Annotated in this window: 20 protein-coding genes; 5 read left to right on the top strand and 15 right to left on the bottom strand. The window is 67.7% G+C overall.

The genetic code is table 11. The features are described 5' to 3' along the window. A partial coding sequence (locus tag HDC95_RS15020) for a hypothetical protein (RefSeq protein ID WP_259064427.1) occupies positions 1-333 on the bottom strand: 333 nt, incomplete at its 3' end. A 111-nt stretch (positions 334-444) separates the two neighbouring features. On the opposite strand from HDC95_RS15020, the gene HDC95_RS15015 reads away from it, so the two are divergent. The 3 genes from HDC95_RS15015 to HDC95_RS15005 all read left to right on the top strand — a co-directional run bounded on the left by HDC95_RS15015 (position 445) and on the right by HDC95_RS15005 (position 3303). Continuing rightward, positions 445-1038: a GNAT family N-acetyltransferase gene (locus HDC95_RS15015; protein ID WP_259064426.1), complete on the top strand. Its 594-nt coding sequence runs from the start codon at positions 445-447 to the stop codon at positions 1036-1038. Between the two features lie 106 nt (positions 1039-1144). Beyond that, positions 1145-2635 carry an ATP-binding protein gene (locus HDC95_RS15010; protein ID WP_396652716.1) on the top strand — a complete coding sequence of 497 codons (1491 nt, stop codon included), beginning with the start codon at positions 1145-1147 and terminating at the stop codon, positions 2633-2635. Next, a complete protein-coding gene (locus HDC95_RS15005) occupies positions 2632-3303 on the top strand; it encodes a response regulator (RefSeq protein WP_259064425.1) in 672 nt (223 codons plus the stop codon). The genes HDC95_RS15010 and HDC95_RS15005 overlap by 4 nt, the downstream gene beginning before the upstream one ends. Before the next feature lies 1 nt (position 3304). On the opposite strand, the gene HDC95_RS15000 is transcribed toward HDC95_RS15005, so the two are convergent. From HDC95_RS15000 to HDC95_RS14970, 6 genes are all read right to left on the bottom strand, one after another. Further along, a complete protein-coding gene (locus HDC95_RS15000; protein WP_310503268.1) occupies positions 3305-5356 on the bottom strand; it encodes an iron ABC transporter permease in 2052 nt (683 codons plus the stop codon). 10 nt (positions 5357-5366) lie between these two features. Further along, positions 5367-6398, bottom strand: coding sequence for an iron-siderophore ABC transporter substrate-binding protein (locus tag HDC95_RS14995; RefSeq protein WP_259064424.1), 1032 nt, complete (start codon positions 6396-6398; stop codon positions 5367-5369). Positions 6399-6427: 29 nt separating this feature from the next. Further along, positions 6428-7264 (bottom strand): ABC transporter ATP-binding protein, encoded by an 837-nt coding sequence (locus tag HDC95_RS14990; RefSeq protein ID WP_259064423.1) that lies wholly within the window; start codon positions 7262-7264, stop codon positions 6428-6430. Between the two features lie 50 nt (positions 7265-7314). Further along, positions 7315-10239 (bottom strand): AAA family ATPase, encoded by a 2925-nt coding sequence (locus HDC95_RS16840; protein WP_310503267.1) that lies wholly within the window; start codon positions 10237-10239, stop codon positions 7315-7317. A 26-nt stretch (positions 10240-10265) separates the two neighbouring features. Further along, positions 10266-10559 carry a hypothetical protein gene (locus HDC95_RS14975; RefSeq protein ID WP_259064422.1) on the bottom strand — a complete coding sequence of 98 codons (294 nt, stop codon included), beginning with the start codon at positions 10557-10559 and terminating at the stop codon, positions 10266-10268. A gap of 62 nt (positions 10560-10621) precedes the next feature. Continuing rightward, a complete protein-coding gene (locus HDC95_RS14970) occupies positions 10622-11179 on the bottom strand; it encodes a TetR/AcrR family transcriptional regulator (protein ID WP_259064420.1) in 558 nt (185 codons plus the stop codon). 94 nt (positions 11180-11273) lie between these two features. Between HDC95_RS14970 and HDC95_RS14965 the strand changes: the two genes are divergently transcribed. Beyond that, positions 11274-12116: an alpha/beta fold hydrolase gene (locus HDC95_RS14965; protein ID WP_259064419.1), complete on the top strand. Its 843-nt coding sequence runs from the start codon at positions 11274-11276 to the stop codon at positions 12114-12116. Between the two features lie 61 nt (positions 12117-12177). Here the strand turns inward: HDC95_RS14965 and putP are convergent, their stop codons facing one another. The 8 genes from putP to HDC95_RS14925 form a co-directional block, all read right to left on the bottom strand. Continuing rightward, the gene (putP, locus tag HDC95_RS14960) at positions 12178-13710 is read right to left on the bottom strand and encodes a sodium/proline symporter PutP (RefSeq protein ID WP_259064418.1); all 1533 of its coding nucleotides are present in this window, start codon (positions 13708-13710) and stop codon (positions 12178-12180) included. A gap of 122 nt (positions 13711-13832) precedes the next feature. Beyond that, on the bottom strand, positions 13833-15851 hold the full coding sequence (locus tag HDC95_RS14955; protein WP_259064417.1) for a beta-galactosidase: 2019 nt from the start codon (positions 15849-15851) through the stop codon (positions 13833-13835). 216 nt (positions 15852-16067) lie between these two features. Beyond that, entirely contained in the window at positions 16068-17123 is a 1056-nt protein-coding gene (locus HDC95_RS14950; protein WP_259064416.1) for a DUF998 domain-containing protein, read from the bottom strand. A 69-nt stretch (positions 17124-17192) separates the two neighbouring features. After that, a complete protein-coding gene (locus tag HDC95_RS14945; protein ID WP_259064415.1) occupies positions 17193-18152 on the bottom strand; it encodes a siderophore-interacting protein in 960 nt (319 codons plus the stop codon). Then, on the bottom strand, positions 18142-18942 hold the full coding sequence (locus tag HDC95_RS14940) for an ABC transporter ATP-binding protein (protein ID WP_259064414.1): 801 nt from the start codon (positions 18940-18942) through the stop codon (positions 18142-18144). Before HDC95_RS14940 ends, HDC95_RS14945 begins: the two co-directional genes overlap by 11 nt. Further along, the gene (locus HDC95_RS14935; RefSeq protein WP_396652718.1) at positions 18939-19967 is read right to left on the bottom strand and encodes a FecCD family ABC transporter permease; all 1029 of its coding nucleotides are present in this window, start codon (positions 19965-19967) and stop codon (positions 18939-18941) included. The genes HDC95_RS14940 and HDC95_RS14935 overlap by 4 nt, the downstream gene beginning before the upstream one ends. A 29-nt stretch (positions 19968-19996) precedes the next feature. After that, the gene (locus tag HDC95_RS14930; protein WP_259064435.1) at positions 19997-20983 is read right to left on the bottom strand and encodes an iron ABC transporter permease; all 987 of its coding nucleotides are present in this window, start codon (positions 20981-20983) and stop codon (positions 19997-19999) included. Between the two features lie 56 nt (positions 20984-21039). Then, on the bottom strand, positions 21040-22122 hold the full coding sequence (locus HDC95_RS14925; RefSeq protein ID WP_259064413.1) for an ABC transporter substrate-binding protein: 1083 nt from the start codon (positions 22120-22122) through the stop codon (positions 21040-21042). Positions 22123-22271: 149 nt separating this feature from the next. Here HDC95_RS14925 and HDC95_RS14920 point away from each other — a divergent pair, with 149 nt between their 5' ends. Beyond that, complete coding sequence (locus HDC95_RS14920; protein ID WP_259064412.1) at positions 22272-23306, top strand: aromatic acid exporter family protein; 1035 nt, start codon at positions 22272-22274, stop codon at positions 23304-23306. Positions 23307-23369: the final 63 nt, after the last annotated feature.

Below are 23369 nucleotides of genomic sequence, written 5' to 3'. Positions count from 1 at the left end.
GACATCCCGCCGCACCAGACGCGCCGCCCTCACGAGGCGGGTCGCGGCGCGTGTGTCGGTGCCCGTCAGCATCCGCACCAGATCCACCGGCTTCGAACACCCATACCGGGTCGTCATCCGCTCTTCCCTCAACCCCGCCGAGCGGTCACCGACCTGCACGGTCGCCTCGACCTGCAGAGCCTCCACCCGCCGCTGGATCCGCCCCGACAGCGCCAACAGCTCCGCCACATCCGCATCAGAGAGACCAGGAATCACCTCACCATCGAACGCATCACACGCCACAGAATCGAGGGACTCCTCAAGATCCCGAAGCCGAGCAACGATGCTGTCCACACCCCCATTCAACACCGGCCCACCGACATTCCCACCCGTGTTTCACCCTGATCAGAGGATCTTTCCGGAGACCAGAGCGCCCCTGCTTTCACGTTGATCTACGCTGAGACCATGACCGACGTGCAGCGCAGCGACCCCTGGCCGATCCGCACCTCCCGGCTCGAGATCCGCCGCTGCACCCCGGAAGACCTCGACGCCCTCTGGGAGTTCCGGAAGATCCCCGAGGTCAACCGCTGGCTCGGCGTCGCGCCCGCCACTCGCGCGGCATTCCGTGAGCGCTACCTCGATCCCGATCGCCTCGCTGCCACGTTCGTCATCGAACTGCTGCCGACCTCCGATACGGAGCGGACGGTGATCGGCGACCTGATGGTGCGCATCGAAGACGCCTGGGCGCAGCTGGAGGTCGCCGGCGACGCCAAGGGCGTGCAGGCCGAACTCGGCTGGGCGCTGGGCCCGGCATTCGCCGGACGCGGGTACGCCACCGAAGCTGTCAAGGCTGCCATCGATGTCTGCTTCGGCCCGCTGGGCCTGCGGCGGGTGCATGCCGGATGCTTCGCCGACAACGAACCGTCGTGGCGACTCATGGAGCGCCTCGGTATGCGCCGTGAGGAGTTCAGCCGCAAGACCGCCCTGCACCGCTCCGGGGAATGGCTGGACGGCATGGACTACGCGCTGCTCGCCGAGGAGTGGCCGGCTGCGCGCTGACTTCCGCATGTCGTCAGCGTCCCGTGAGAGTTCAGCCCCCGTGCTGCATGGATTGCATGAGGATGCAGTCGCGGCGCCTTCGTCTGCGCGTAATGTCGGGAGGATCATGAGCACTGAACGGATGCCGGAGCCCGCAGCCTCAACAGGTGCGCCACTGCCGAGTCCCAGATCCAGCAGCCTCGGCTCCGGCGCGCTCGGCTGGCGACGGGAGGTCGCAGGATTCGCGACGGCCGTGATCGCGGGCCCCCTGCTCTCCTGGATGCTGTTCGCACTGCGCAGCCAGGAGTCGATCACCTACGAGGTGTTGTCGTTTCAGCTGCTCGTGGTCGTCGTCGCAATCATCGGCGGACTGCGTCCCGCTGTGTTCACCGCGGTGCTCTCCGGAATCACACTCGATCTGCTGTTCGTGGCGCCCGTGTTCACCATCGCGATCGACCATCCGCTTCATGTCGTCGCTCTCGCGCTGTACGTGATCATCGCCGTGCTGGTGGGCCTCATCGTGGTCCAAGCCGCCAACCGCGCACGCGCCGCCCGCCGCGCCACCGCCGAGGCTGAGCTGCTCGTCTCCGTCGCGGGCAACGTGCTCCGCGGTGACAACGCGGTGCTCGCACTCGTCACCCGAACCCGTGAGGCATTCGGATTGAGCGGTGTGCGACTCATCGGAGCTGACGGCGAAGTCCTCGCTCGCGACGGCGAACCCGTCCGCGACAGCCGCGCGACCACGATTCCCGTCGGCCGCGGGGCGGACGGCGAACCACGCGCACTCCTCGAACTACACGGTGGCCCCCTCGACGCCCCGTCGCGCAGGCTGCTGGATGTGATCGTCGCGCAGCTGTCGGCCGCGATCGAGCACACCGATCTCAGCGCGACAGCTCGAGAGGCCGAGGCACTCGCCGAGACGGATCAGGTGCGCAGCGCCCTGCTGTCGGCCCTGAGCCATGACCTCCGCCGCCCACTGGCGGCGGCAGTGGCCGCGATCGGGGGGTTGCGCGGAACCCATCGACTCACGGCATCCGACCGCGATGAGCTGCTCGCCACCGCCGACGAGAGCCTTTCGACACTGTCCAGGCTGATCACCGACCTGTTGGATGTCAGCCGGGTGCAAGCGGGAGTGCTCGCCGTCTCAGCCACGCGGGTCGACGCGGAAGGCAGCATCCTCTCCGCGCTCGACGAACTCTCGCTCGGTCCCGATGACGTCGAACTCGCCCTGGATCCGGACCTTCCGGGGCTGCATGCCGATCCGGGGTTGCTGCAGAGGGTGCTCGTGAATCTGCTCGCCAACGCGCTCGCATATTCGCCTGCGGGCAGTCGCGTCACAGTCGCAGCACATCTCGTCGGAGGTCGGGCTGAACTGCGCATCATCGATCGAGGAGCGGGAGTGCCGCCCGAACGTCAGAGCAGCATCTTCCAGCCGTTCCAGCGCTACGGCGACACCGACAACACCACCGGCCTCGGCCTGGGCCTCGCCCTCTCGAAGGGATTCACGGAGGGGATGGGCGGTCGCCTGACGCCCGAGGACACCCCAGCTGGTGGCCTCACGATGGTCATCTCCCTGCCTCTCTTCGCGGGATCGCCCGACACCCACGAGGCGGAGTGAAGCTCCTCATCGTCGACGACGACCCGCAGATGGTGCGTGCCCTCCGGATCACCCTCGCCGCGCATGGCTACGACATCGTGGCCGCCGCAGACGGCGCGGCCGCGATCGCCGCCGCCGCGCAGACCCACCCGGACATCATCCTTCTCGATCTCGGGATGCCGCGGCTCGACGGCATCGAAGTGATCCATGCCGTGCGCGGATGGACGACGGCGCCCATCATCGTGGTCTCCGGGCGTACGGGATCGGCCGACAAGGTGCAGGCTCTGGATGCCGGCGCGGATGACTTCGTCACCAAGCCGTTCCAGATCGATGAACTGCTCGCACGGTTGCGCGCGCTGTCACGCCGCGCTTCGCCGACGACAGGCGAATCGACCGTGCGCTTCGGCGACGTCGTGATCGATCTCGCCGCGAGGGCCGTCACCCGCGCCGGCGCCAGAGTGCACCTGACACCGACCGAGTGGCGGATGCTGGAGCACCTCGCCCGCAATCCCGGCGCGCTCGTCACCCGCCAGGATCTGCTGAAGGGGATCTGGGGCAGCGAGCAGGTTTCCGACTCCGGCTACCTGCGGTTGTACATGTCGCAGCTGCGAAAGAAGCTCGAGGCTTCGCCCGCGGAGCCTGCGCACCTGCTGACCGAGTCGGGGATGGGCTACCGGCTGGTGCTCTGACTCACGTGTCGCGCGACCGCCACAGCAGCCAGACGAAGTACGGCGCACCCAGCAGCGCGACGACGAGGCCTGCCGGCAGCTGTTCGGGCGCGATGATCGTGCGCCCGATCGTGTCGGCCGCACCCACCAGCAGTGCCCCCAGCAGCACCGCCACAGGGATCATCCGTGAGTGGCGGGAGCCGACCAGCGCACGGGCCGCGTGCGGAGCGACGAGCCCGACGAAGCCGATCACCCCGACCGCTGTCACGCTGAGCGCCGCGAGCACCGCCGCGGCGACGAGCATCATCATCCGAGTCCGCTCCACGCCGATGCCGATCAGGCGAGGTGTGTCGTCGTCGAGCGCGAGCACGTCGGCCTCGCGGCGCACCGCGAACGCGAGCGGTAGCGCGATGATCAGCACGATGGCGACGGGGATCACCTGTTCCCAGATGCGGCCATACGTCGTGCCGGAGAGCCAGGTGTAGATCTTCGGGGTGTCCCACGGATTGGCCCGCAGCAGCAGGAATGTCGTCAGCGCCGAGGCGCCGTAGGAGACGCCGATGCCGATGAGGATGAAGCGGTCGGCGTTCAGCCCGCCCCGCCAGGCGAGCAGGTACACGAGCGCGAAGGCGAGCAGCGCGCCGACGACCGCCGCCGCGATCATGCCTGCAGTGGAGGCGACGGCGCTGGTCACGATGATGACCGCGCCGAGGCCCGCACCGCCGGTCACACCGAGGATGCCCGGATCGGCGAGCGGGTTACGGCTGACCGCCTGGATCAACGTTCCGGCGAGCGCGAGGGCGGCCCCTGCGCACATCGCCGCGGCCACGCGCGGTGCTCGTTCGGAGAGCGCGAAGGCGATCTGCGGCGGAGCCTGTCCCTGCAGCCACAGCACCACATCCCCGGTGAGCAGCGCGGTGTGCCCGAGCAGCAGTCCGACCATGCCGATCGCGACCACTCCGGCTCCCGCGAGCACGATCACGAGCCGGAACCGAGCCACGCTGCGCACGCCGAAGCGCACCTTCGGTGGCTCCCTGGTGGGCCCGGCGTCGCGGAGGCGACGCGCCATCAGCACGAGGACGAGCGCGCCCAGAAGCGTGGTGGCCACGCCCGTCGGGATGCTGATCGCCTGCTCTGCGCCGAGGATCACCCGAAGGACGGCATCAGAGAGGATCACGACGAGAGCGCCAAGAAGACCGGATGCCGGCAGAAGGAAGATGTGCCGGCTGAGACCCGGAACGACCCTGGTCAGCAATCGTGCGAGCACGGGGGCGCACAGTCCGACGAAGCCGAGCGGACCGGCGAGCGTCACTGACACGGCGGTCAGCGCCACGGCGAAGAGGATGCCGATGGCCCGCGTCGAACGAACCGGAATGCCGAGGGATGAAGCCGTGTCATCGCCGAGAGCGAGCACATCGAAGCGACGGGCCAGCAGCAGCGACGCTGCCAGCACGAGCACGACGACCGGGGCGGCCTGCAGGAAGGCGTTCAGATTCAGCTGCGTCAGCGAACCGCTCCCCCATGCCAGCAGCCCCTTGGTCTCCTCCGAGAAGACGATGAGCAGGGTGGACGTTCCGGCCTGGAAGGCCATCGCCAGCGCGGAGCCGGCGAGCACGAGCCGTGTGGTCGAAGAAGCCGCGCCGCCGGCAAGACCCAGCACGATCACCGCACCGACCATGCCGCCGATGAAGGCGACGGTCCCTGATGCCCAGATCGGCAGCGCGATGCCGAAGGCGGCGATGACGGTGACGGCCAGATACGAGCCGGCCGTCACTCCGAGTGTGTCCGGCGAGGCGAGTGCATTGCGTGAGAGCGATTGCAGCAGCGTGCCGGCGACGCCGAGTGCGACGCCGACCGTGACTCCTGCCGCGAGGCGGGGGATCCGAGAGCCCCACAGCACCGTCTCATCGGCGAAGATCGCGCCACTCGTGCCCTGCGTGAGGTGCCACAGCGAGGTGAGGACGAGCAGCACGACGAGCGCGATGAGCGCCCACACCGCGCCGAGGCGCGCAGCGCGCCGGACGGGAGCGGCTGGCGCCTCCGTCAGCGTGCCGCGCGTCTCGGTGAGCGTCACTTGCTCAGGGTCATTCGCTCAGCGTCGCGACGTACGCGTCGATGATCTGCTGCGCCGAGCGGGGACCGCCGAAGGTCCAGATGCCGGCCGGGAAGGCGTAGATCCGCTCCTCCGCCACGGCGGGGACGGTCTTCCAGATGCTGTTGCCGTCGAGGGCCGCGAGGAACTCATCCGAGTCATCGCCGACCGTGCCGGTGTGCAGCAGGGTCGCGTCGCCGACAGCGAGCATGCCTTCGATGTCGGTCTGGCCGAGGCCGTATGCCGCGTCGACCTCGCCGGTCCACGCATTCGTGAGACCGAGCTCCTCACCCAGCTCGCCGATCAGGGATCCCTGTCCGAAGGGACGCAGTGCGACGTTGCCGCCGTCGATCCAGCCGTCGAAGAACACGAAGTCGGTGGTGGGGAGGTCGGCGTCCGCGAGCGTGCCCTTGGCATCTGCGAGGTAGGCGTCGAACTCGTCCTTGACGAGGTCGGCGCGCTCTTCACGGCCCGTGGCCTGCGCGATGAGGTCGAAGGTGGCGAGCATCTTCGCGATCGGATCGGCGGCATCCGCACCGATCGTCGCGATGACCGGCACGTCGTATGCCTCGAGCTGGGAGATGATCTCGTCGTCGGGGCCGGATGCCTCGACGATCACCAGGTCGGGGTTGGTGGCGAACAGCGCGTCGAGGTTCGGCTCCTGTCGTGTGCCAACATCGACCACACCTTCCGGCAGCGCCTCTGCGGTGTCCCAGGTCGTGTAGCCCTCGGCATCGGCCACGGCGACGGGCGTCACGCAGAGTGTCAGGGCATCTTCGATCTGCTGCCATTCGAGCACGGCGACGCGCTCGGCGGGCTTATCGAGCTCGACGGTGCGGCCGAAGTCGTCGGTCAACGTGACCGGACCGGTCGATGTGGTCGTCTCATCTGCCGCGCAGTCCTCGCTTGCCACGGACTCGGGAGCGGCGCTGTTCTGCGCGGCGACCTGGGTGGTGCCGCAGCCGGAGAGCACCAGCGCCAGGATGCCGGCGGTAGCGAGCGCGATGATCGGGGTCTTCTTCATGCTTCCTCTGTTCACTCGTTCTGTGTTCATCACATCGATGCGTCGACGAGTCGCCGCATCTGGTGTCGTCCGCGCGGGAGCACGCGGACGTGGCCTGTCTCGTCGTCGACGACGGTGTCGATGTGCAGTCCGTACACGTCGGAGAGGTTCTCGGAGGTGAGCACGTCGGCCGGAAGGCCGCTGGCGCGGACCCGGCCGTGGTGCAGAAGGATGACCTCATCGGCGACGGATGCCGCGTGCCCGAGATCATGGAGGACGACGCCGAGTGCGGTGCCACGATCGGCGAGATCGCGCACCAGGTCGAGCGTCTCGATCTGGTAGCGCAGGTCGAGATGATTGGTCGGCTCGTCGAGGAGCAGGATGCCGGTGTCCTGAGCGAGACACGTCGCGAGCCACACGCGCTGCAGTTCTCCACCGGAGAGCTCATCCACGGCACGGTGAGACATCTCGGTGAGACCGGCCAGCGCCAGTGCGCTGTCGATGGCCGCACGATCGGCATCGCTCACTCCGGAGAAGCGGCCACGGTGCGGGTGTCGACCGAAAGCGACGACGTCACGGATCTCGAGCCCGGAGGGATGCGGCCTGGACTGCGACAGCATCGCGACCGTCCTGGCGAACTCGCGTGCCGAAAGCGCTCGGGATTCGGATTCACCCACGTGGACTGTTCCGCCGTCGACCGGGTGGAGCCGGGCGAGCGCGCGCAGCACGGTCGACTTGCCGCTGCCGTTCGGACCGATGAGGGCGGTGACGGCACCGGGGCGAAGCTGCAGGGAGACGTCGTGGACGACGCGATCCCTGCGGTACCCCAGGGCGAGGTTCTCGCCACAGAGGACGCCTCCGGCGGCGCGAAGAAGGTCTGAGCTCACGTTAGGAGAGCCTAACCTATATCTCCAATCCTCGCGATTAGTTACGCCCGTCAGCGCCTGGCGACCACCAGTGCTGCCTCGGTTCGTGTCGCTACGCCGAGCTTGCGCAGGATCGCCGAGACATGCACGCTCGCGGTCTTCGCGCTGATGAACAGGCGCTCGCCGATCTGCTTGTTGCTGAGCCCCTCAGCAACGAGATCGAGCACCTGCCGCTCTCGCGCGGTGAGCTCGAGGTCATCGGCCGGCCGGTCTTCGGCGGTGATCCCGCTCGCCCGCCCGAAGGACGCGATGCTCTCCTGCAGCGGCACGTGCCCGATCGTCGTCGCGACCGTCGCGGCATCCGCCAACACGGCCTGAGCCTCTCCTCGTTCACCTGCGCTGACCAGCAACCGGGCCAGTTCGAGACGGGTCACACCGCGCATGATGGCAGGGACGTCATATCCCTCGGACGCAGCGATCGCCGCACGGAGTGCGTCTGGGGAGGGCTCGAGCATCGCCTCGAGCATCGTCGCCCAGCCATCGGCGCGTACGGTGGTCGGCAGTTCTGACCAGAGCCGGCGGATCGCCGACACCGCCGCATCGGTGTCCACTCCGGATGCTCGCGCCTCGGCCACGACCCAGCCGGACTCTAGCAGCAGCCGATACGCGTGCAGCAGCACGAAACCGTGGTCTTCGGTCATCGCGACGACCGCGTCCAGCGCCTCAGGCCAGTGCCCGCGGGCGACGGCGAGCGCCACCTCGTTCTCAACGATGCGGTACCACACCTGCCTTTCGAGTTCGCCGGTGCGCTGCAGCGACGGCAGCCACTCCTCGTTCAGACGCTCGGCCGCAGCGACCTCACCCCGCCACGCGAGGACACGGATCCGGGTGAGAGCGACGTACTGATCGTTGAGCACCTGAGGTTTGCCGATCGGCACCGCCGCAAGTCGCGCCGTCGCGCCGTCGAGGTCGCCGAGCGTGAGCAACGGCTCGACCATGTTCTGCACCATGATCGTGCCAGAAGCGCGTTCGACGCCCAGCTCACGAGCTCGCACGATCCCGGCTTCGGCCACCTCGAACGCCTCATGATGCCTGCCGAGCAGCGCCAGCAGGTCGGAGTAGTTGACGTGATAGCGCAGCTCGGCGCCGCCGTTGCTGAGAGGGGCGAACCGTGCCGCTTCGGTGTAATCGGCGAAGGCCTCGTCGAGCTGACCCAGGTATGCGCGGCAGGTGCCGCGCAGGTTGTGGGCGACCGAGATCTCACGTGCGACTCCGACGCGAGCGGCGATCTCGAGCGCCTGGGTCGCGGTGATGATCGCCTCGCGCGGCATCGACGCGACCATGTAGTTGGCGGCCAGGCCGTTGAGGAGCGTCGCGTGCAGCTGGTCGTCATCGACAGCGCGGTCGACGATCTCGAGCGCCTCGAGGAACCGCTCCATCGCCCCCGGCAGCCCCAGGTTCGAGAGAAACAGACCCTTGTCGCGCAGCAGCCGCGCATGCTCTGCGGGCTCGGTGCTCTCGTCGACCTCTGCCAGAGCACGCTCGGCAACGGCGAGCGCCCGCTCCGCCTCGCCCGCATTGCGCAGGATCGAGCCGAGCTGGCGCATCAGCTGCACGTGCGACAGACCGACGGCGCCCTCGGCGTCCGGCACCTGCTCCCACAGCTCCAGGGCGAGCTCGCCGAATCTGGCCGCGCTCGCGAATGCGAAGCGCGCCTTAGCCTCCTGCATCGCGGCGACAGAGGCGACCAGCGCGCGATCAGGCACCTGGGCGAGACGCCAGTGATGAGCGAGCGAAGATCGGTCGCACCGGTCGAGCACGGCGGCTCGTGTCTCGAGAGCTTCGGCGTACCCGCGGTGCAGGCGCGCGCGTTCACCCGGCAGTAGATCGTCGTGCACCGCCTCGCGCAGCAATGCGTGACGGAAGGTGTATTGCTCGTCGTCCACTGAGAGGATGCCGCCCCGCACCGCCGCCCGGATGGCATCGTCGAAGCGGTCGTCCGGAAGGCCCGCGAGTTCAGCGAGAAGGCTGTTCGACAGCATCCCCTCGGCACCCGACGCGACACGCACGACGTGCCTGGCGTCGTCGTCGAGCTGATCGAACCGCACGAGCAGCATGTCGCGCAGCGAATCCGGAAGCGGCCCAGCTGCGCAGCATGCGACCTCTTCGATGAAGAACGGCACGCCCTCTGCGCGCTCCATCAGACGCTCCAGCGCCGACTCGGTGAGAGCGTCGCCGGAGAGCTGTTCGACCAGTCGGCGCGTGGCGTCTTCATCCAGACGCCGCAGCGGGAGCCTTTCGATGAGCCGTGCGCGCCTCGTCTCGGCGATGAAGCGGCTCACGGCGTCGCCGCGCCGCACGTCATCGCTGCGGCACGTGATGACCATGAGCACGCGGCCGGACTGCAGAGCGCGCAGCAGGAAGGAGAGCATGCCGAGTGTGGAGTCGTCGGTCCAGTGCAGGTCTTCGATCACGAGAACCTGCGGCGCCCGTTCGGCAGCCGCTTCGATCAGGGCGATGACCGCGCCCCGCAATGCGTCTGGGCTCGTGAGCTCTCGCGCCACCACACCATCGCCGAGTTCGGGGACGAGCATACGCAGCGCCTCGGCGCCGACACCGACCGCGGCGCGCGCGTCAGCGACACCGAGCCGCTCGACGATCGAACGGAGGATGCTGATGAGCGGTCCGTACGCGGAGCGCGCGGTTCCGAGGTCGAGGCAGCGACCGACGTGGACGTCGGCGCGCGCGGCCACTTCACTCTGGAACTCCCGCAGCAGGCGCGTCTTGCCGATGCCGGCCTCTCCTTCGATGAGCACCGCCGTGGATTCGCCGCCGGCCGCACGGTCGAAGGCACGCCGCAGCTCGGCGAGGTCGGCGTCACGACCCACCATCGCCGTGCTGTCCGTCGGAACCGTCACCATCTCATGGTCCCACTCGCCACCGACATCGGGGCCGGCACTTTCGGATGCGAATGGGTGCGACGCGAGTGCACTCACCGCGAGCGGGTTCACCGCGCGCGGGTTCACCGCGCGTGCACCGGCTGCGCGGTCTGCTCGGAGATGACGCGCGGGCTGTCGGACGGCGCACTCTGCGCCGCGGCATCCGCTCGCCTGACGCTGAACCAGCCGCGAATCCGGTCGCGAACAGGATGTGCGCGCGGCACGATCCTCGACGGGTTCTCGGCGATGACTCGCCGCAGCTCGTTGGCGCGGTCGACGCGCTCCTGCTCGACGAGGATGGTGTTGTAGGTGAAGGACGGGTGCTCGTACATGATGTCGACTCCTCTGCTGCGCATCGTCCTGATGCGCTGAGTCAACACTCCGCTCTAAGGCACCCCTTGAGCATCGGGCAGATGCCTTATTTCCTGGCCAGAGGGCCTCAGACTGCGGCGGCGATGAGCACTTCCGCCGCTCCGCGGGCCTGCACTGCGACCTGAGGATCGGCGGAGATCGCCGCAGTGCTCTGTGCGCCCTCGGCGAGGATCGACAGCTGCGCGGCAAGGACCTCGGACGCGCCCGTCTGGGCGACGAGGCCGGCCATATACTCCTGGAACGATGCCTTGTGCTCGCGCACGATCTGGGCGACCTCGGGGACCGTGCCGCCGAGCTCACCGAACGCGTTGATGAACGCGCAGCCACGGAAGCCGTCGGTGGTGAACCAGCTCTGCAGGAAGTCGTACACGGCCAGCAGGCGGGCGCGAGGATCATCGCCGGCCGCACTCACGGCAGTGATCACCATGCTCTCCCACTCGTCGTGCTTGCGAGCGAGCACGGCCTTGATGATGTCGTTCTTCGACGGGAACAGCGCGTACACCCGCTTGAGCGAGACGCCTGCCGCCGTCCGCAACTCGTCCATGCCGACGGCGGCGTACCCTTTGGCGTAGTAGAGCTCCTCGGCCGCATCGAGGATGCGCTCTCGTGGCATCTCAGAATTCATATCTCGATTGTACTTGACAAGAGAACGATCGTTCTCTAGATTTGTCGATATCGGCGGAGAACGATCGTTCTCCCACTTCTGGAAAGGCAGAACCATGGGCTACATCAACGTCGGCACCGAGAACTCCGCTCCCATCGAGCTCTACTACGAAGACCAGGGCTCCGGTCAGCCGGTCGTGCTCATCCACGGCTACCCGCTCAACGGTCACAGCTGGGAGCGCCAGACACGTGAACTGCTCGACAACGGCTACCGCGTCATCACCTACGACCGCCGCGGCTTCGGACAGTCGTCCAAGGTCGGCACCGGCTACGACTACGACACCTTCGCCGCCGACCTGAACACCGTGCTGGAGACACTGGACCTCAGCGACGTCGTTCTCGTCGGCTTCTCGATGGGCACCGGCGAGCTCGCCCGATACGTCTCGCGCTACGGGCACGAACGGGTCGCGAAGCTCGCCTTCCTGGCGTCGCTCGAGCCGTTCCTCGTGCAGCGCGACGACAACGCGGAAGGTGTGCCGCAGGAAGTCTTCGACGGCATCGAGGCAGCCGCCAAGAGCGACCGCTTCGCCTGGTACACGGACTTCTACAAGGACTTCTACAACCTCGATGAGAACCTCGGATCCCGTATCAGCCAGCAGGCGGTCGACGGCAGCTGGAACGTCGCGATCAGCAGCGCACCGGTGGCGGCATACGCCGTCGTCTCCTCTTGGATCGAAGACTTCCGCGCCGACGTCGAGGCGGTTCGCGCGAGCGGCAAGCCGACACTGATCCTGCATGGAACGAAGGACAACATCCTCCCGATCGACGTTACGGGCCGCCGGTTCCACCAGGCAGTGCCCGAAGCGGACTATGTCGAGGTCGAGGGCGCGCCGCACGGGCTGCTGTGGACTCACGCCGACGAGGTGAACGCCGCCCTGAGCGCATTCCTCGGCAAGTAAGGACACGCGGTGAGGGCGGGGCGGATGCTGCGGCATCCGCCCCGCCCTTGTACTGATCACCTCACGGCGTCATGCGGTCGACGCGCGCGCCGCGTCCGACGCCGTTCACCGTCAACAGCGTTCCGGTGTCGGTGAACTCCTGCAGGATCTCGTTCTGTCGCTCGGATCCTTCGCGATGGGTGAGCAGACTCACGACGACAGCCACGATCGTCGCGCAGATGAACGCCGGCAGCAGCTCGTACATCTGCGGCCACACGGCCTTCCACACGAAGACACCGGCCGCGCCGACGAACATCCCGGCCAGCGCACCCCAGTTGGTGAGCTTGCGCCAGAACAGGCTGAGCAGGATCAGCGGACCGAACGCCGCACCGAATCCCGCCCACGCGAACGAGACGAGTCCCAGGATCGTGTCATTCGGCACGAGCGCCAGCAGCGCGGCGATGATGCCGACTCCGAGCACGGTCAGCCGTCCGAGAAGGACCAACAGCTTCGGCGACGGCTCCTTTTTGACCACCTTGAAGAGGTCCTCCACGAGCGCCGACGAGGCGACGATGAGCTGACTGGAGATCGTGCTCATGATGGCGGCGAGCACCGCGGCCAGCACGAGCCCCGCGATGAACGGATGCAGCAGCGTCTGAGCCATCACCAGCACGACGGTCTCGGGGTTGGCCAGGTCGATGCCCTTGGCCGCCATGTACGCCACTCCGACGAAGCCGGAGAACACCGCGCCGATCAAGGAGATGATCATCCACGTCATGCCGATCCGGCGGGCGAATTTCGCCTGACCCGGGTTGCGCAGCGCCATGAACCTTACGATGATGTGCGGCTGACCGAAGTAGCCCAGGCCCCAGGCGAGCGATGAGACGATCGCGAGGATCGTGCCGCCGGTGAGTGCCGTGCCGCCGATGAGTGACAGATGGTTCGGTGCGAGCTGGTCGACGTAGGTGCCGACCTCGCCGAAGCCGCCGATGGCGATGACCGCCGCGACCGGAATGACGATCAATGCGATCACCATCATCAGGCCCTGCACGACATCGGTGAACGACGCTCCGAGGAAGCCGCCGAACAGCGTGTAGAGCAGCGTGACGCCTGCGACCAATGCCATGCCGAGCAGATAGTCGGAGTTGAAGGAGGTCTCGAAGAAGAAACCACCGGCCACCATTCCGCTGGAGATGTACAGCGTGAAGAACACCAGGATCACGATGCCGGCGAGGATGCGCAGCAGCCGTGACGAGTCACGCAGCCGGTTCTCGAAGAAGCTCGGCACCGTGATCGAGTTGCGCGACACCTGCGTGTACGCGCGCAGACGCGGGGCGACGAGCAGCCAGTTCAGGTAGGCGCCGATCGTGAGGCCAACGGCGATCCACGCCTCGATGAGACCCGACAGGTAGATGGCACCCGGAAGACCCATCACCAACCAGCCCGACATGTCGGAGGCTCCGGCGCTCAGCGCCGCAACCCACGGCGGCAGATTCCGCCCGCCGAGCATGTAGTCCTCGTGATCGGTCGTCCGGCGAAAAGCCAGATACCCGATGATGAGCATGGCTGCGAAGTAGAGCCCCAGCGCTATGAAGATGAAAATCTGGTCGGACATCGTCGTCCCTTCGTGCAGATCGGTGTAGATCAGTTCCCTCGATACTGACAGGGACGGATGCCGGGTGCCACCCCGCGGCCGCGCCGACGCGGATGCCGCGGCGGCCTGCCGCGATTCGGTTGTCAGGTGGTGCGGGGCTTCGGGGAGCGGATGACGGCAACGCCGCCGGCAGCGACAGTGAAGCTCTCAGTCACTTCGGTTCCCGTCAGCAGTTCTCGGCCGGCCACGGGGAACGCGGCATCCTCTTCGCCGTGATTTACGGCGATGCGGTAGACCGCGTCGCCGTCCTGACGCGTGACGACCTCGAGGTCTTCAGGCAGGTCGGAGCGGGCGATGCCGGCATCGGCGTAGACCGTGGACATGAGGGTGTCCAGTCCCGCGGCGTCGAGCCGGGTGCTCACGTACCAGCCGGTGCCTTCGCCGCGGATGTTGCGGGTGATGGCGGGCTCGGTGACCGCTGGGCCCTCCTGGTAGGTGGCGAAGACCTCTGCCGTCTGTACGCGCAGCGCTTCCTGCCAGTGGTCGGCGGCGAGGCTGTCGCCAGACCGCGTCTGGACAGACGCGGTCTGGCCGGAGCGGAGAGGCAGATACTCTTCGACATCCACCCCGAGCACATCCCGCAGCGGAGCGAGGAAGCCGCCAGGGTGCACGGCGTCGTTCTCATCGACGACCGCCGAGAAGTACGACACGAGCAGCGTGCCTCCACCTTCGACGTAGCGGCTGAGGTTCTCGGCATCCGCCGCGGTCAGCAGGTATTGGGCCGGCGCGATGACGAGCTTGTACCGGGAGAGATCGTGCCCTGGCAGCGCGAAGTCGCAGGTGATGCCGTCACGCCAGAGCCGCTCGTAGAAGGCGCGGATGCGCTCCTGATGCGAAAGGTCATCGGTGGGACGCCATTCGAGATCCTGCGCCCAGAACGACTCGAAGTCCCACAGCATCGCGACATCGGCTTCGACCCTGCTTCCCTGCACAGCGTCGAGCCGCTGGAGGTCGGCGCCGAGTGCGGTGACCTCGCGGAACACGCGGGAGTTCACGCCGGCGTGCGGCAGCATCGCGGAGTGGAACTTCTCGGCGCCGGAACGGCCGGCACGCCACTGGAAGAACAGGATGCCGTCTGCGCCGCGTCCGAGATGCGCGAGCGAGTTGCGGGCCATCTCGCCCGGTCGCTTGGCGATGTTGCGCGGTTGCCAGTTCACGGCCGAGGTGGAGTGCTCCATCAGGATCCACGGCTTGCCGCCGCCGACCGAGCGGCTGAGGTCGGCGGCGATCGCCAGCCCGATGTGCGCGTCTTCGTCGGCGGCCCACAGGTAGTGGTCGTCCGAGACGATGTCGACCTCGCGGCCCCATGCCCACAGGTCGGTCGTCCAGCTCTGGTTGGCCATGAAGTTCGTCGTGATCGGCTGATCGGCGTGCGCGCGGATCGCGTCGCGCTCGACGATGAAGCACTCCCGCAGCTGGTGGTCGGTGAACCTGGCGAAGTCGAGACGCTGAGCGGGGTTGACGACGCTGGGCGCCACCGCCGGCGTGTTGATGTGCTGCCAATCGGTGTAGTGCTGGCCCCAGAAGGCGGTGCCCCATGCGCTGTTGAGCCCGTCGAGCGTGCCGTACTTCTTCTCGAGCCATACCCGGAAGGCTGCGGCGGCGTGCGCCGAGTGATCCTCTCCGACGGGCACGCCGTACTCGTTGTTCACGTGCCAGAGGACGACGGCCGGATGCTGCGCGTAACGCGCCGCGAGCGTGTCGGCGTAGCGGAAGATGGCCTCCCGATACGCGGGTGACGAGTGCGATGCCATGCCGCGCGAACCGAAGCCCATCACGCGTCCGTCCCGATCGATGACCCTTGCATCGGGATGCGCCGCGAAGAACCACGCCGGCGGCGAGGCAGTCGGAGTGCCGAGGTCGACCGCGATGCCGTTCGCGTGCAGCAGCTCGAGCAGCCCGTCGAGCCAGCTGAAGTCGAAGTCGCCTTCGGCGGTCTCGATGAGCGCCCAGGAGAAGATGCCGACGCTGACCAGGTTGACTCCCGCCTCGCGCATGAGCTCGACGTCTTCACGCCAGGTCTCCCGCGGCCACTGCTCGGGGTTGTAGTCGCCGCCATAGGCGATTCCCCGCAGTTCGGGCCAGGCATGGGGGGCGGTCATCGTCACTCCATCGGGTCGGTTCGTCGCCTCAGCACCGCATTTACGGCTGGGACCGATCTCAGCCGTAAATGCGAGAACTGGGACCGGTCTCAGTCTTACCGCATGAGCGGGCGGTTCGACGCATCCGATCCGTCAACCGTGGCGCGGACGAGGGTCTGAGCGCCTTAGCGCCTGAGCACCCGAGCGTCTGAGCGCCTTAGCGCCTAAGGCCGCGCACTACCCGAGCAGCAACGACCGCCTCACCGACGGACGAGGGCGCTCGGGAGTCAGCACCGCGAGCACCCGGACGAGTGTCGTGAGCCAGAGCAGCCCGAGGCCGATCACGATCGCTTCGAGCACCGTGATCGAGTACAGATCGAAGCTGTCAGCGCCCACGAAGGCGATGACGAGCAGCAGCGCGACGCCCACCGTGGTCAGCAGAAGCGGCCGTGGCGGGCCCGGCATCACCGAGGTCGTGAGCACACCGGCCGCGACGAACAGCACGAGCGTCGCGATGGCGGAGATGTTGTGCAGCACGATGATGTTCTCCAGCGGGAACAGCCCGACTCCGGCGAGCGCGACACCGGTCGCAGCCCACAGCGCGACGACCCAGGCGATCCGCCCCAGGGCGCCGTCACCGAGGATGCGATGCAGGTCGCGGCCGATGTACGCCCCGACTGTGGCGATGAGGATGCCGGCGACGACGAGCGTGCCGTTGAACACCCAGGCGCCGGTGCCGATGCCGAGCTGTGAGAAGTTCGTCTCCCACCAGCGAGGGTCTGCGGCGGTGAGCATCGCGAACAGCGTACCGATCATGAGGTAGCTGAACAGCAGTGTGGCCAGGTCTGCCGTGCGCAGTCCGATCCCTGCGCCGAAGGTCAACCTGCCAGCGACGGCGCTCGCGACCCCGGTGATGACGCCGCCGCCGAGCGCAGGCAGCTCGAGTCCCTGAAGACCGACGCCGAGCACTTCGCTCGCCAGCAGCAACCCCAGGGCGGTCACCCCGGCGAACGCGATCGTCAAGGCGACCGCGGCGGATGCCGAGATGATCGCCTGCCACCGCGGCATCGACGCATGCTCACCCCTGCGGTGCAGGAATGTGCTGACCACGAAGGCCGCCGCGGCGACGACACCTGCGATGAGCGCCGCGGGCAGGCCCACCGACCCGTCACCGGCGATCGCCCGCGGATTCCCCCACAGCACCGCGGTACCGATGCCGGTACCGATCAGGAAGCAGATGACTGTGGCCCATATCGATCGGGATTCCTGTCGCATCCGCTGGTCCTGGTCCATGCACCCATCGAACCACGGCCCAGCGACGTTCTCCGTCCACCTCACGGCTACGCCGGGCGTCACCGCACGTCAGCCGCGCATCGCGACGCCGCGGCGCCAGTAGCCCATGAAGGCGACCTGCGAGCGGTCGATGCCGAGGTCCTTCACGAGATGCCGGCGCAGCGTCGTGACGACGCCGCTCTCACCGGCGATCCAGAAGTACCGCTCACCCGACGCGGCGCCCGCTGCCTCATCGCCGCTTCCGGAGTAGATCGGGGTCTCCCAGACCATCTCCTCACCCTCGGCATCCTGCACGACGATCTCGGTGTGGCCGGGCTTCGAGTGAGCGGTGTCGCCGAGGCAGTCGAGCACCGTGGGGATCAGGCGCAGACCGTGTGCGGCATCGCCGCGTGGCAGCCAGTGCACCTCCACGCCTTCCGGGGCATCGAGCGGGAGGATGTCCTCGGCCGTCGGAACCTCGATGAAGGCCAGTCCGCGCAGATCGCGGGGCGCATCCTCGAGGATGCGGGCGATCGCCGGCGCGGCGGTCTCATCGCCGACCAGCATCACAGACGATGCCTCGCCTGGCGCATACTCGATGCCGCTGCGGTCCTCGCGGCCGCGGCGCGGTCCGACCATCCAGAGTTCATCGCCGGCGGCCGCCCTGCTCGCCCACAGCGAGGCGGGCCCGGTGAGGCCAGGCGCGAGGTGCAGCACGAAATCGACGACGACTTCGGTCGCGGCATCCGTCACGCGAAGCTCGCGCACCGAATAGGTGCGCATCGATCCTCGCGTCTCTTCCGGAACCGCGAGATACGCGCCCCACCAGTCGTCCGTGTCGCGAGCGATCTCAGGAAGGATGCCGGATGCCGGTGGGAAGACCAGCTTGATGCGCGCGTCGAAGACATCGCCTGGGGTTCCGAACTCCTCGAGGTCGATACCCCCGAAGGTCACTCGGACGAAGTTCGGTGACACACGGTCCACGGCACGCACCTCGGCGCGGGCGAGAACGTACGAGGGGCGCTGCTCGGTGGTGGTGTCAGCGGACATGATGCCTTCCGATCGGTGTGACCATCGGCTTTCCGGAAACCGGGTCGGTGGTGATCTGATTCGCCATGCCGAAGACCTCTTCGACCAGCGTGTGAGTGAGGATGTCGTTCGGCGCACCAAGGGCGTGGACCTGGCCGCCGCGCATCGCGACGAGCTCATCGGAGTAGCGCGCGGCGAGATTGAGGTCGTGCAGCACCATTACGATCGTCGTGCCGCGCGAGACGCTGAGGTCGGTGAGCAGATCGAGCACCTCGACCTGATGCGCGACGTCGAGAAACGTGGTCGGCTCGTCGAGCAGCAGGATGTCGGTCTCCTGCGCGAGCACCATGGCGATCCAGACGCGCTGGCGCTGACCACCGGAGAGCTCGTCGACGCTACGGTCGGCGAGATCCGTGGTCCCGGTCGCGGCGAGCGCATCGGCGACAACTTCGTAGTCGTGGTCGTTCCAGCGCGCGAGCACCTTCTGATGCGGATGCCGTCCCCGGCCGACCAGATCGGCCACGGCGATCCCCTCAGGAGCGATCGGCGACTGCGGCAGCAGGCCGAGCACTCGGGCGACCTCCTTGGTGGGTCTGGAGTGCACCGATCTGCCGTCCAGGACGATCTGACCGGATGCCGGTGACAACAGCCGCGCGAGCGATCGCAGCAGCGTCGACTTGCCGCATCCGTTCGCTCCGACGATCGAGGTGATCTTTCCTGGGGCGATCTGGAGGTCGAGCCCCTCGATGACCGTGCGGTCGCCGTAGGCGAGGGTCACCCCCTCGGCGGTCAGTGTGTGTGCCTCGGTCACAGTGAGCCTCCGGAGCGGTTGGTGCGGATGAGTAGGTAGATCAGATACGGCGCGCCGAGCACTCCGGTGATGACGCCGACCGGGTAGCGCGCGTCGAACGCGAACTGACCGATCAGGTCGCCGCCGAGCACGAGAACAGCCCCGACGAACGCCGACGGCAGCAGCAGGTTGGCGCCCGGCCCAGTGATGCGGGCTGCGATCGGACCTGCCATGAATGCCACGAATGCGATCGGCCCTGTGCCCGCCGTCGCGAACGCGAGCAGCACGACGGCGCCGATGATGAACATCAGCCGCGTCACGGTGACGCGCACGCCGAGGCCGGAGGCCGAGTCGTCGCCGAGCTGCAGCATCCCGAGCGCGCGCGCCTGACTCAACAGGAACGGCAGGATCACGACGCTGGCGATCACGAGCGGGATCACGTCGTCCCACGCGGCGTTGTTCAGGCTTCCGGTGATCCAACGCATCGCCATCTGGATGTCCCAGTCCGCCGCACGCGAGAGAACGTACGACACGACGCTCTGCAGCATGGCCGCGACGCCGATGCCGATGAGGATGAGGCGGATGCCGGAGAAGCCTCCCCTGTTGGAGAGCAGGTAGATCGCGATCGCCGTGATCAGGGCTCCCCCCAACGCCATCACCGAGACGGCGGGGCCGCTCATCCCGAGCACGACGATTCCGACGACCGCCGCAGCGCTCGCACCCTCGGTGATGCCGATGATGTCTGGTGAGGCCAGTGGGTTGCGCAGCAGCGTCTGGAAGGTGACACCGGCGATGCCGAAGGCGAAGCCCGCGAGGATCGCGAGCGCCGTGCGCGGCAGGCGCAACTCGCCGACAGTGAAGGATGCCCCAGGCACCGTCTCACCCAGCATGACGCGGATGATCTCGCCCGGCGTGTAGAACGAGTTGCCGAACATCAGGGCGACTGCGGCGAGCGCGAACAGCAGCACGCCGAGCACGATGGTAGCCGCGGCGTGGCGGCGTTGACGCGCGCGGCGACCCGCCATGATCGCGGCCGGGCCCTGCATCACGGCCGCTCCAGGGGCCTGCACGACGCTCACAGCTCACGCACCTTCTGGCGACGGACGATCCAGATGAAGAACGGTGCGCCGATGACGGCCGTGATGATGCCGACCTGGATCTCCTCCGACGATGGGGCGATCACGCGGCCGATGATGTCGCTCGCGAGCAGCAGTGCTGCCCCGCCGAGCGCCGAGAAGGGCAGCAGCCAGCGGTGGTCCGTGCCGATCAGCATCCGGCACATGTGCGGGACGACGAGACCAACGAAACCGATCGGACCGGCGATCGCCGTCGCGGCGCCCGCGAGGATGACGGCGCCGACCGCCGAGACCAGGCGAGTGCGGAAGACGCGCTCGCCGAGACCTGCCGCCATGTCATCACCGAGGGCGAGGGAGTTCATGCCGCGCGCGCACATGAAGCAGATGAGCGCGCCGATCGCGAGCACGGGCGCCGTGATCGCGATGCGCGGCCACTCCGCGCCGCCGACGCCGCCGATCTGCCAGGACTGGAACGTCTGCAGCAGGTCGACACGGGGCAGCATGACCGCGCTGATCAGCGAGCCGAGTGCCGCCGAGGTCGCAGCTCCCGCGAGGGCGAGTTTGAGGGGCGTCGCGCCGCCGCGGCCCAGCGAACCCACTGAGTAGACGAAGATCGCGGCGATCGCCGCGCCGAGAACCGCGAGCAGCATGTAGCCGTAGGCGCTCGAGACGCCGAAGAAGGCGATCCCGAAGACGACCGCGAGCGAGGCGCCGTTCGTGACGCCGAGAATGCCGGGGTCCGCGATCGGGTTGCGGGTGACGGCCTGCATGGCCGCGCCGGAGAGCGCGAGGGCGGCACCGACGAGGATCGCGAGCACAGTGCGCGGGATCCTCTTGATGATCGCGGCCTGCGCGACGGTGTCGTCGTGTCCGCTGAGAGCGGCGATGATGTCGTCGAGGGTAACGGTGCGCACTCCGAACGAGATCGAAAGGATGCTGAGGACGAGGATGGCACCGGCTCCGATCAGCAGCCAGAGCACACGCATCGACGCCGGACGCCGCAGGTTCGCGGAGCCCGACGTCGAAGCCTGGGCAACTGAGGTCACTCGTCGAGCAGCGGGGCCTCGAGGATCGCGAAGTAGTCGTCGATTCCCCACGGGATCGACAGCGGAGACGGATTCGCGGAGTTCGCCATCGGGGATGCGTCAGGAAGGACAGCGATGTTCCCCGCCGCGATGGCAGGGATCTTGCCCAGCAGCGGATCGGCCTGGAGCAGGGGGATGATCGAATCGTCTCCGTAAGTGATGAAGACGTCGACGTCGTCGAACTTCTCGACCTCCTCGGCGCTGGCCATCTGATAGAAGTCGGTGCTGTCGGCGTTGTCCGCGACGATCTGCGCCTCGGGCAGGCCGAGCTCGAGCAGGAACCCCGGACGAGTGTCGATGCGCGTGTAGTAACCGAGCTGGCTGAGATCGTTCGGGTCGATATAGCTGAAGAGCAGCTTCGCGTCCTTGAGCGCAGGATGAGCGTCGAGCGCTGCCTGCGTCTGGGCGTCGAGGTCCTCGATCAGGGCTTGGCCTTCGTCGCCGAGGCCGATCGCGTCGGAGTTCAGGGCGATCATGTCCTGGACGGACGTGCCCCATGCGACCTCGGGGTACGCCACGACCGGCGCGATCTTGGAGAGGGTGTCGTAGTCCTCCTGCGTCAGCCCGGAGTACGAAGCGAGGATGACATCGGGGCTCGTGTCGGCGACGGCCTCGAAGTCGATGCCGTCGGCCTCGTCGAACAGCACGGGCACTTCGCCGGCCCCCTCAGCATCCTTGTCGCCCATCAGCGACACGTCGATGCCCAGACCGTCGAGCTTGTCCTCGACCCACGGAAGCACGCCGTTGTCGTCGTCGTCCCCCCAGGCCACCTTGCTCATGCCGACCGGCACGACGCCGAGAGCGAGGGGGACCTCGTGGTTGGCCCAGTTGACCGTCGCGATGCGGTCGGGCTTCTCGCTGATCGTGGTCTCGCCGAAGACGTGCTCGATGGTGACGGGGAACGCGTCGGCTGATGCCGGGTTCGTTCCGACCGGTGAGTCGGAGTCGGCAGTGTCGGAGGCTGCGGGGGTCGAGCAGGCAGCGAGGCCGACGGCCAGTGCCGCGACTGCGCCGAGGCCCAGGAGACGAGAGATGCGCACGGAATTCCCTTTCGGGTTGGGGAGGCTGGCGCGAAGCGCGCCGGATGCTATCGAGCGGTGTGGGCTTTGGTAAGCCTGCCCTAATTTATCAGAGAGTTAGGGTGTCCTCATACGCGAGATCGGATATTGCCCAGGGCTAACGTGAGTGCATGCGGATGACATCGGCGGTGCGCAGCGCGAAGCGCGCTCCGCTGCTGCAGGTCGTGAAATCCGCAGTGGCGACGATCGGCGCCTGGCTGATCGCCGGTTGGCTCGTTCCCGGTCCGCTCCCGGTCTTCGCCGCGATCGCCGCCCTGCTGGTCGTGCTGCCGAGCGTGAACCAGTCGCTTGCGAAGGCGATCGAGCGCAGCCTCGGCGTGATCGTGGGCGTCGTGATCGCGACGGGCCTCAGCCTGCTGCTGGGTCCGCAGAGCTGGGTGGTCCTGCTCGCGATCGTGGTGGCGATGCTGGTGGCCTGGGTGTTCCGTGCGACGCCGGGCATGGGGAATCAGGTCGCCATCTCGGCGATGCTCGTCCTCGCCCTCGGCTCCTCCAGCCCGCAATACGCCCTGGACCGCATCGTCGAGACCCTGATCGGCGTCGCGATCGGCATCATCGTCAACGCCCTGATCGTGCCCCCAGTGCTCACCGCACCCGCACGGCGGAACCTGGGACTGCTGGGGGCCGAGATCGCCGCCAGCCTCGATCGCCTTGCCGCGGCCCTGCCCGCTGCGCAGACGCCGGCACAGCTGCAGGAGCTGATGCTGCACGCGCGGCTGCTGCGTCCGATGCAGGCAGCGGCCGAAGCATCCATCAGCGCCGGAGAGGAGTCGCTGACCCTCAACCCGCGCCGGTCGCAGCGCGGCGATCTCCTCGAGATGCGCGCGCTTCTGGACACGCTCTCCCCCATCGTCACGCAGGTGATCGGGATGACCCGCGCGTACTTCGACCACTACGACGACACCCTCGCCGACGAGCCGACCGTGCACGCCATCGCCGAGCAGCTGCACAGGGCGGGCCACGATGTGCGCCTGGCCGTGCAGGTCGCAGACGTCGCTCCTGAGCCATCATCCGAGACCTCGGCGATCCCGGCTCTCACTGCCCCGCTGCAGGTGAAGCCACCGGCATCCGGTCACTGGATCCTGATCGGCTCGCTCATGGAGGATCTGCGCCGCATCCGCGGGGAACTCGTCGGGGATGACTGACTCGTCTGTGCCGGCACACTCGTCAGTCCATTTCACAGATGTCAGCCGCGATCCGCCGATCTC

Source organism: Microbacterium sp. AK031, from assembly GCF_024807145.1.
Taxonomy (GTDB): Bacteria; Actinomycetota; Actinomycetes; order Actinomycetales; family Microbacteriaceae; genus Microbacterium.
The sequence above is the reverse complement of the archived record's forward strand: the minus strand, read 5'-3'. Positions and strand labels throughout refer to the sequence as shown.

Excerpts from the sequence above, each read along its gene's own strand:
- HDC95_RS15015 (WP_259064426.1), top strand. The coding sequence starts at position 445 with ATGACCGACGTGCAGCGCAGCGACCCCTGGCCGATCCGCACCTCCCGG.
- HDC95_RS15010 (WP_396652716.1), top strand. The coding sequence starts at position 1,145 with ATGAGCACTGAACGGATGCCGGAGCCCGCAGCCTCAACAGGTGCGCCA.
- HDC95_RS14995 (WP_259064424.1), bottom strand. The coding sequence starts at position 6,398 with ATGAAGAAGACCCCGATCATCGCGCTCGCTACCGCCGGCATCCTGGCG.
- HDC95_RS14970 (WP_259064420.1), bottom strand. The coding sequence starts at position 11,179 with ATGAATTCTGAGATGCCACGAGAGCGCATCCTCGATGCGGCCGAGGAG.
- HDC95_RS14965 (WP_259064419.1), top strand. The coding sequence starts at position 11,274 with ATGGGCTACATCAACGTCGGCACCGAGAACTCCGCTCCCATCGAGCTC.
- putP (WP_259064418.1), bottom strand. The coding sequence starts at position 13,710 with ATGTCCGACCAGATTTTCATCTTCATAGCGCTGGGGCTCTACTTCGCA.
- HDC95_RS14955 (WP_259064417.1), bottom strand. The coding sequence starts at position 15,851 with ATGACCGCCCCCCATGCCTGGCCCGAACTGCGGGGAATCGCCTATGGC.
- HDC95_RS14950 (WP_259064416.1), bottom strand. The coding sequence starts at position 17,123 with ATGGACCAGGACCAGCGGATGCGACAGGAATCCCGATCGATATGGGCC.
- HDC95_RS14945 (WP_259064415.1), bottom strand. The coding sequence starts at position 18,152 with ATGTCCGCTGACACCACCACCGAGCAGCGCCCCTCGTACGTTCTCGCC.
- HDC95_RS14935 (WP_396652718.1), bottom strand. The coding sequence starts at position 19,967 with ATGCAGGGCCCGGCCGCGATCATGGCGGGTCGCCGCGCGCGTCAACGC.
- HDC95_RS14930 (WP_259064435.1), bottom strand. The coding sequence starts at position 20,983 with ATGCGTGTGCTCTGGCTGCTGATCGGAGCCGGTGCCATCCTCGTCCTC.
- HDC95_RS14920 (WP_259064412.1), top strand. The coding sequence starts at position 22,272 with ATGCGGATGACATCGGCGGTGCGCAGCGCGAAGCGCGCTCCGCTGCTG.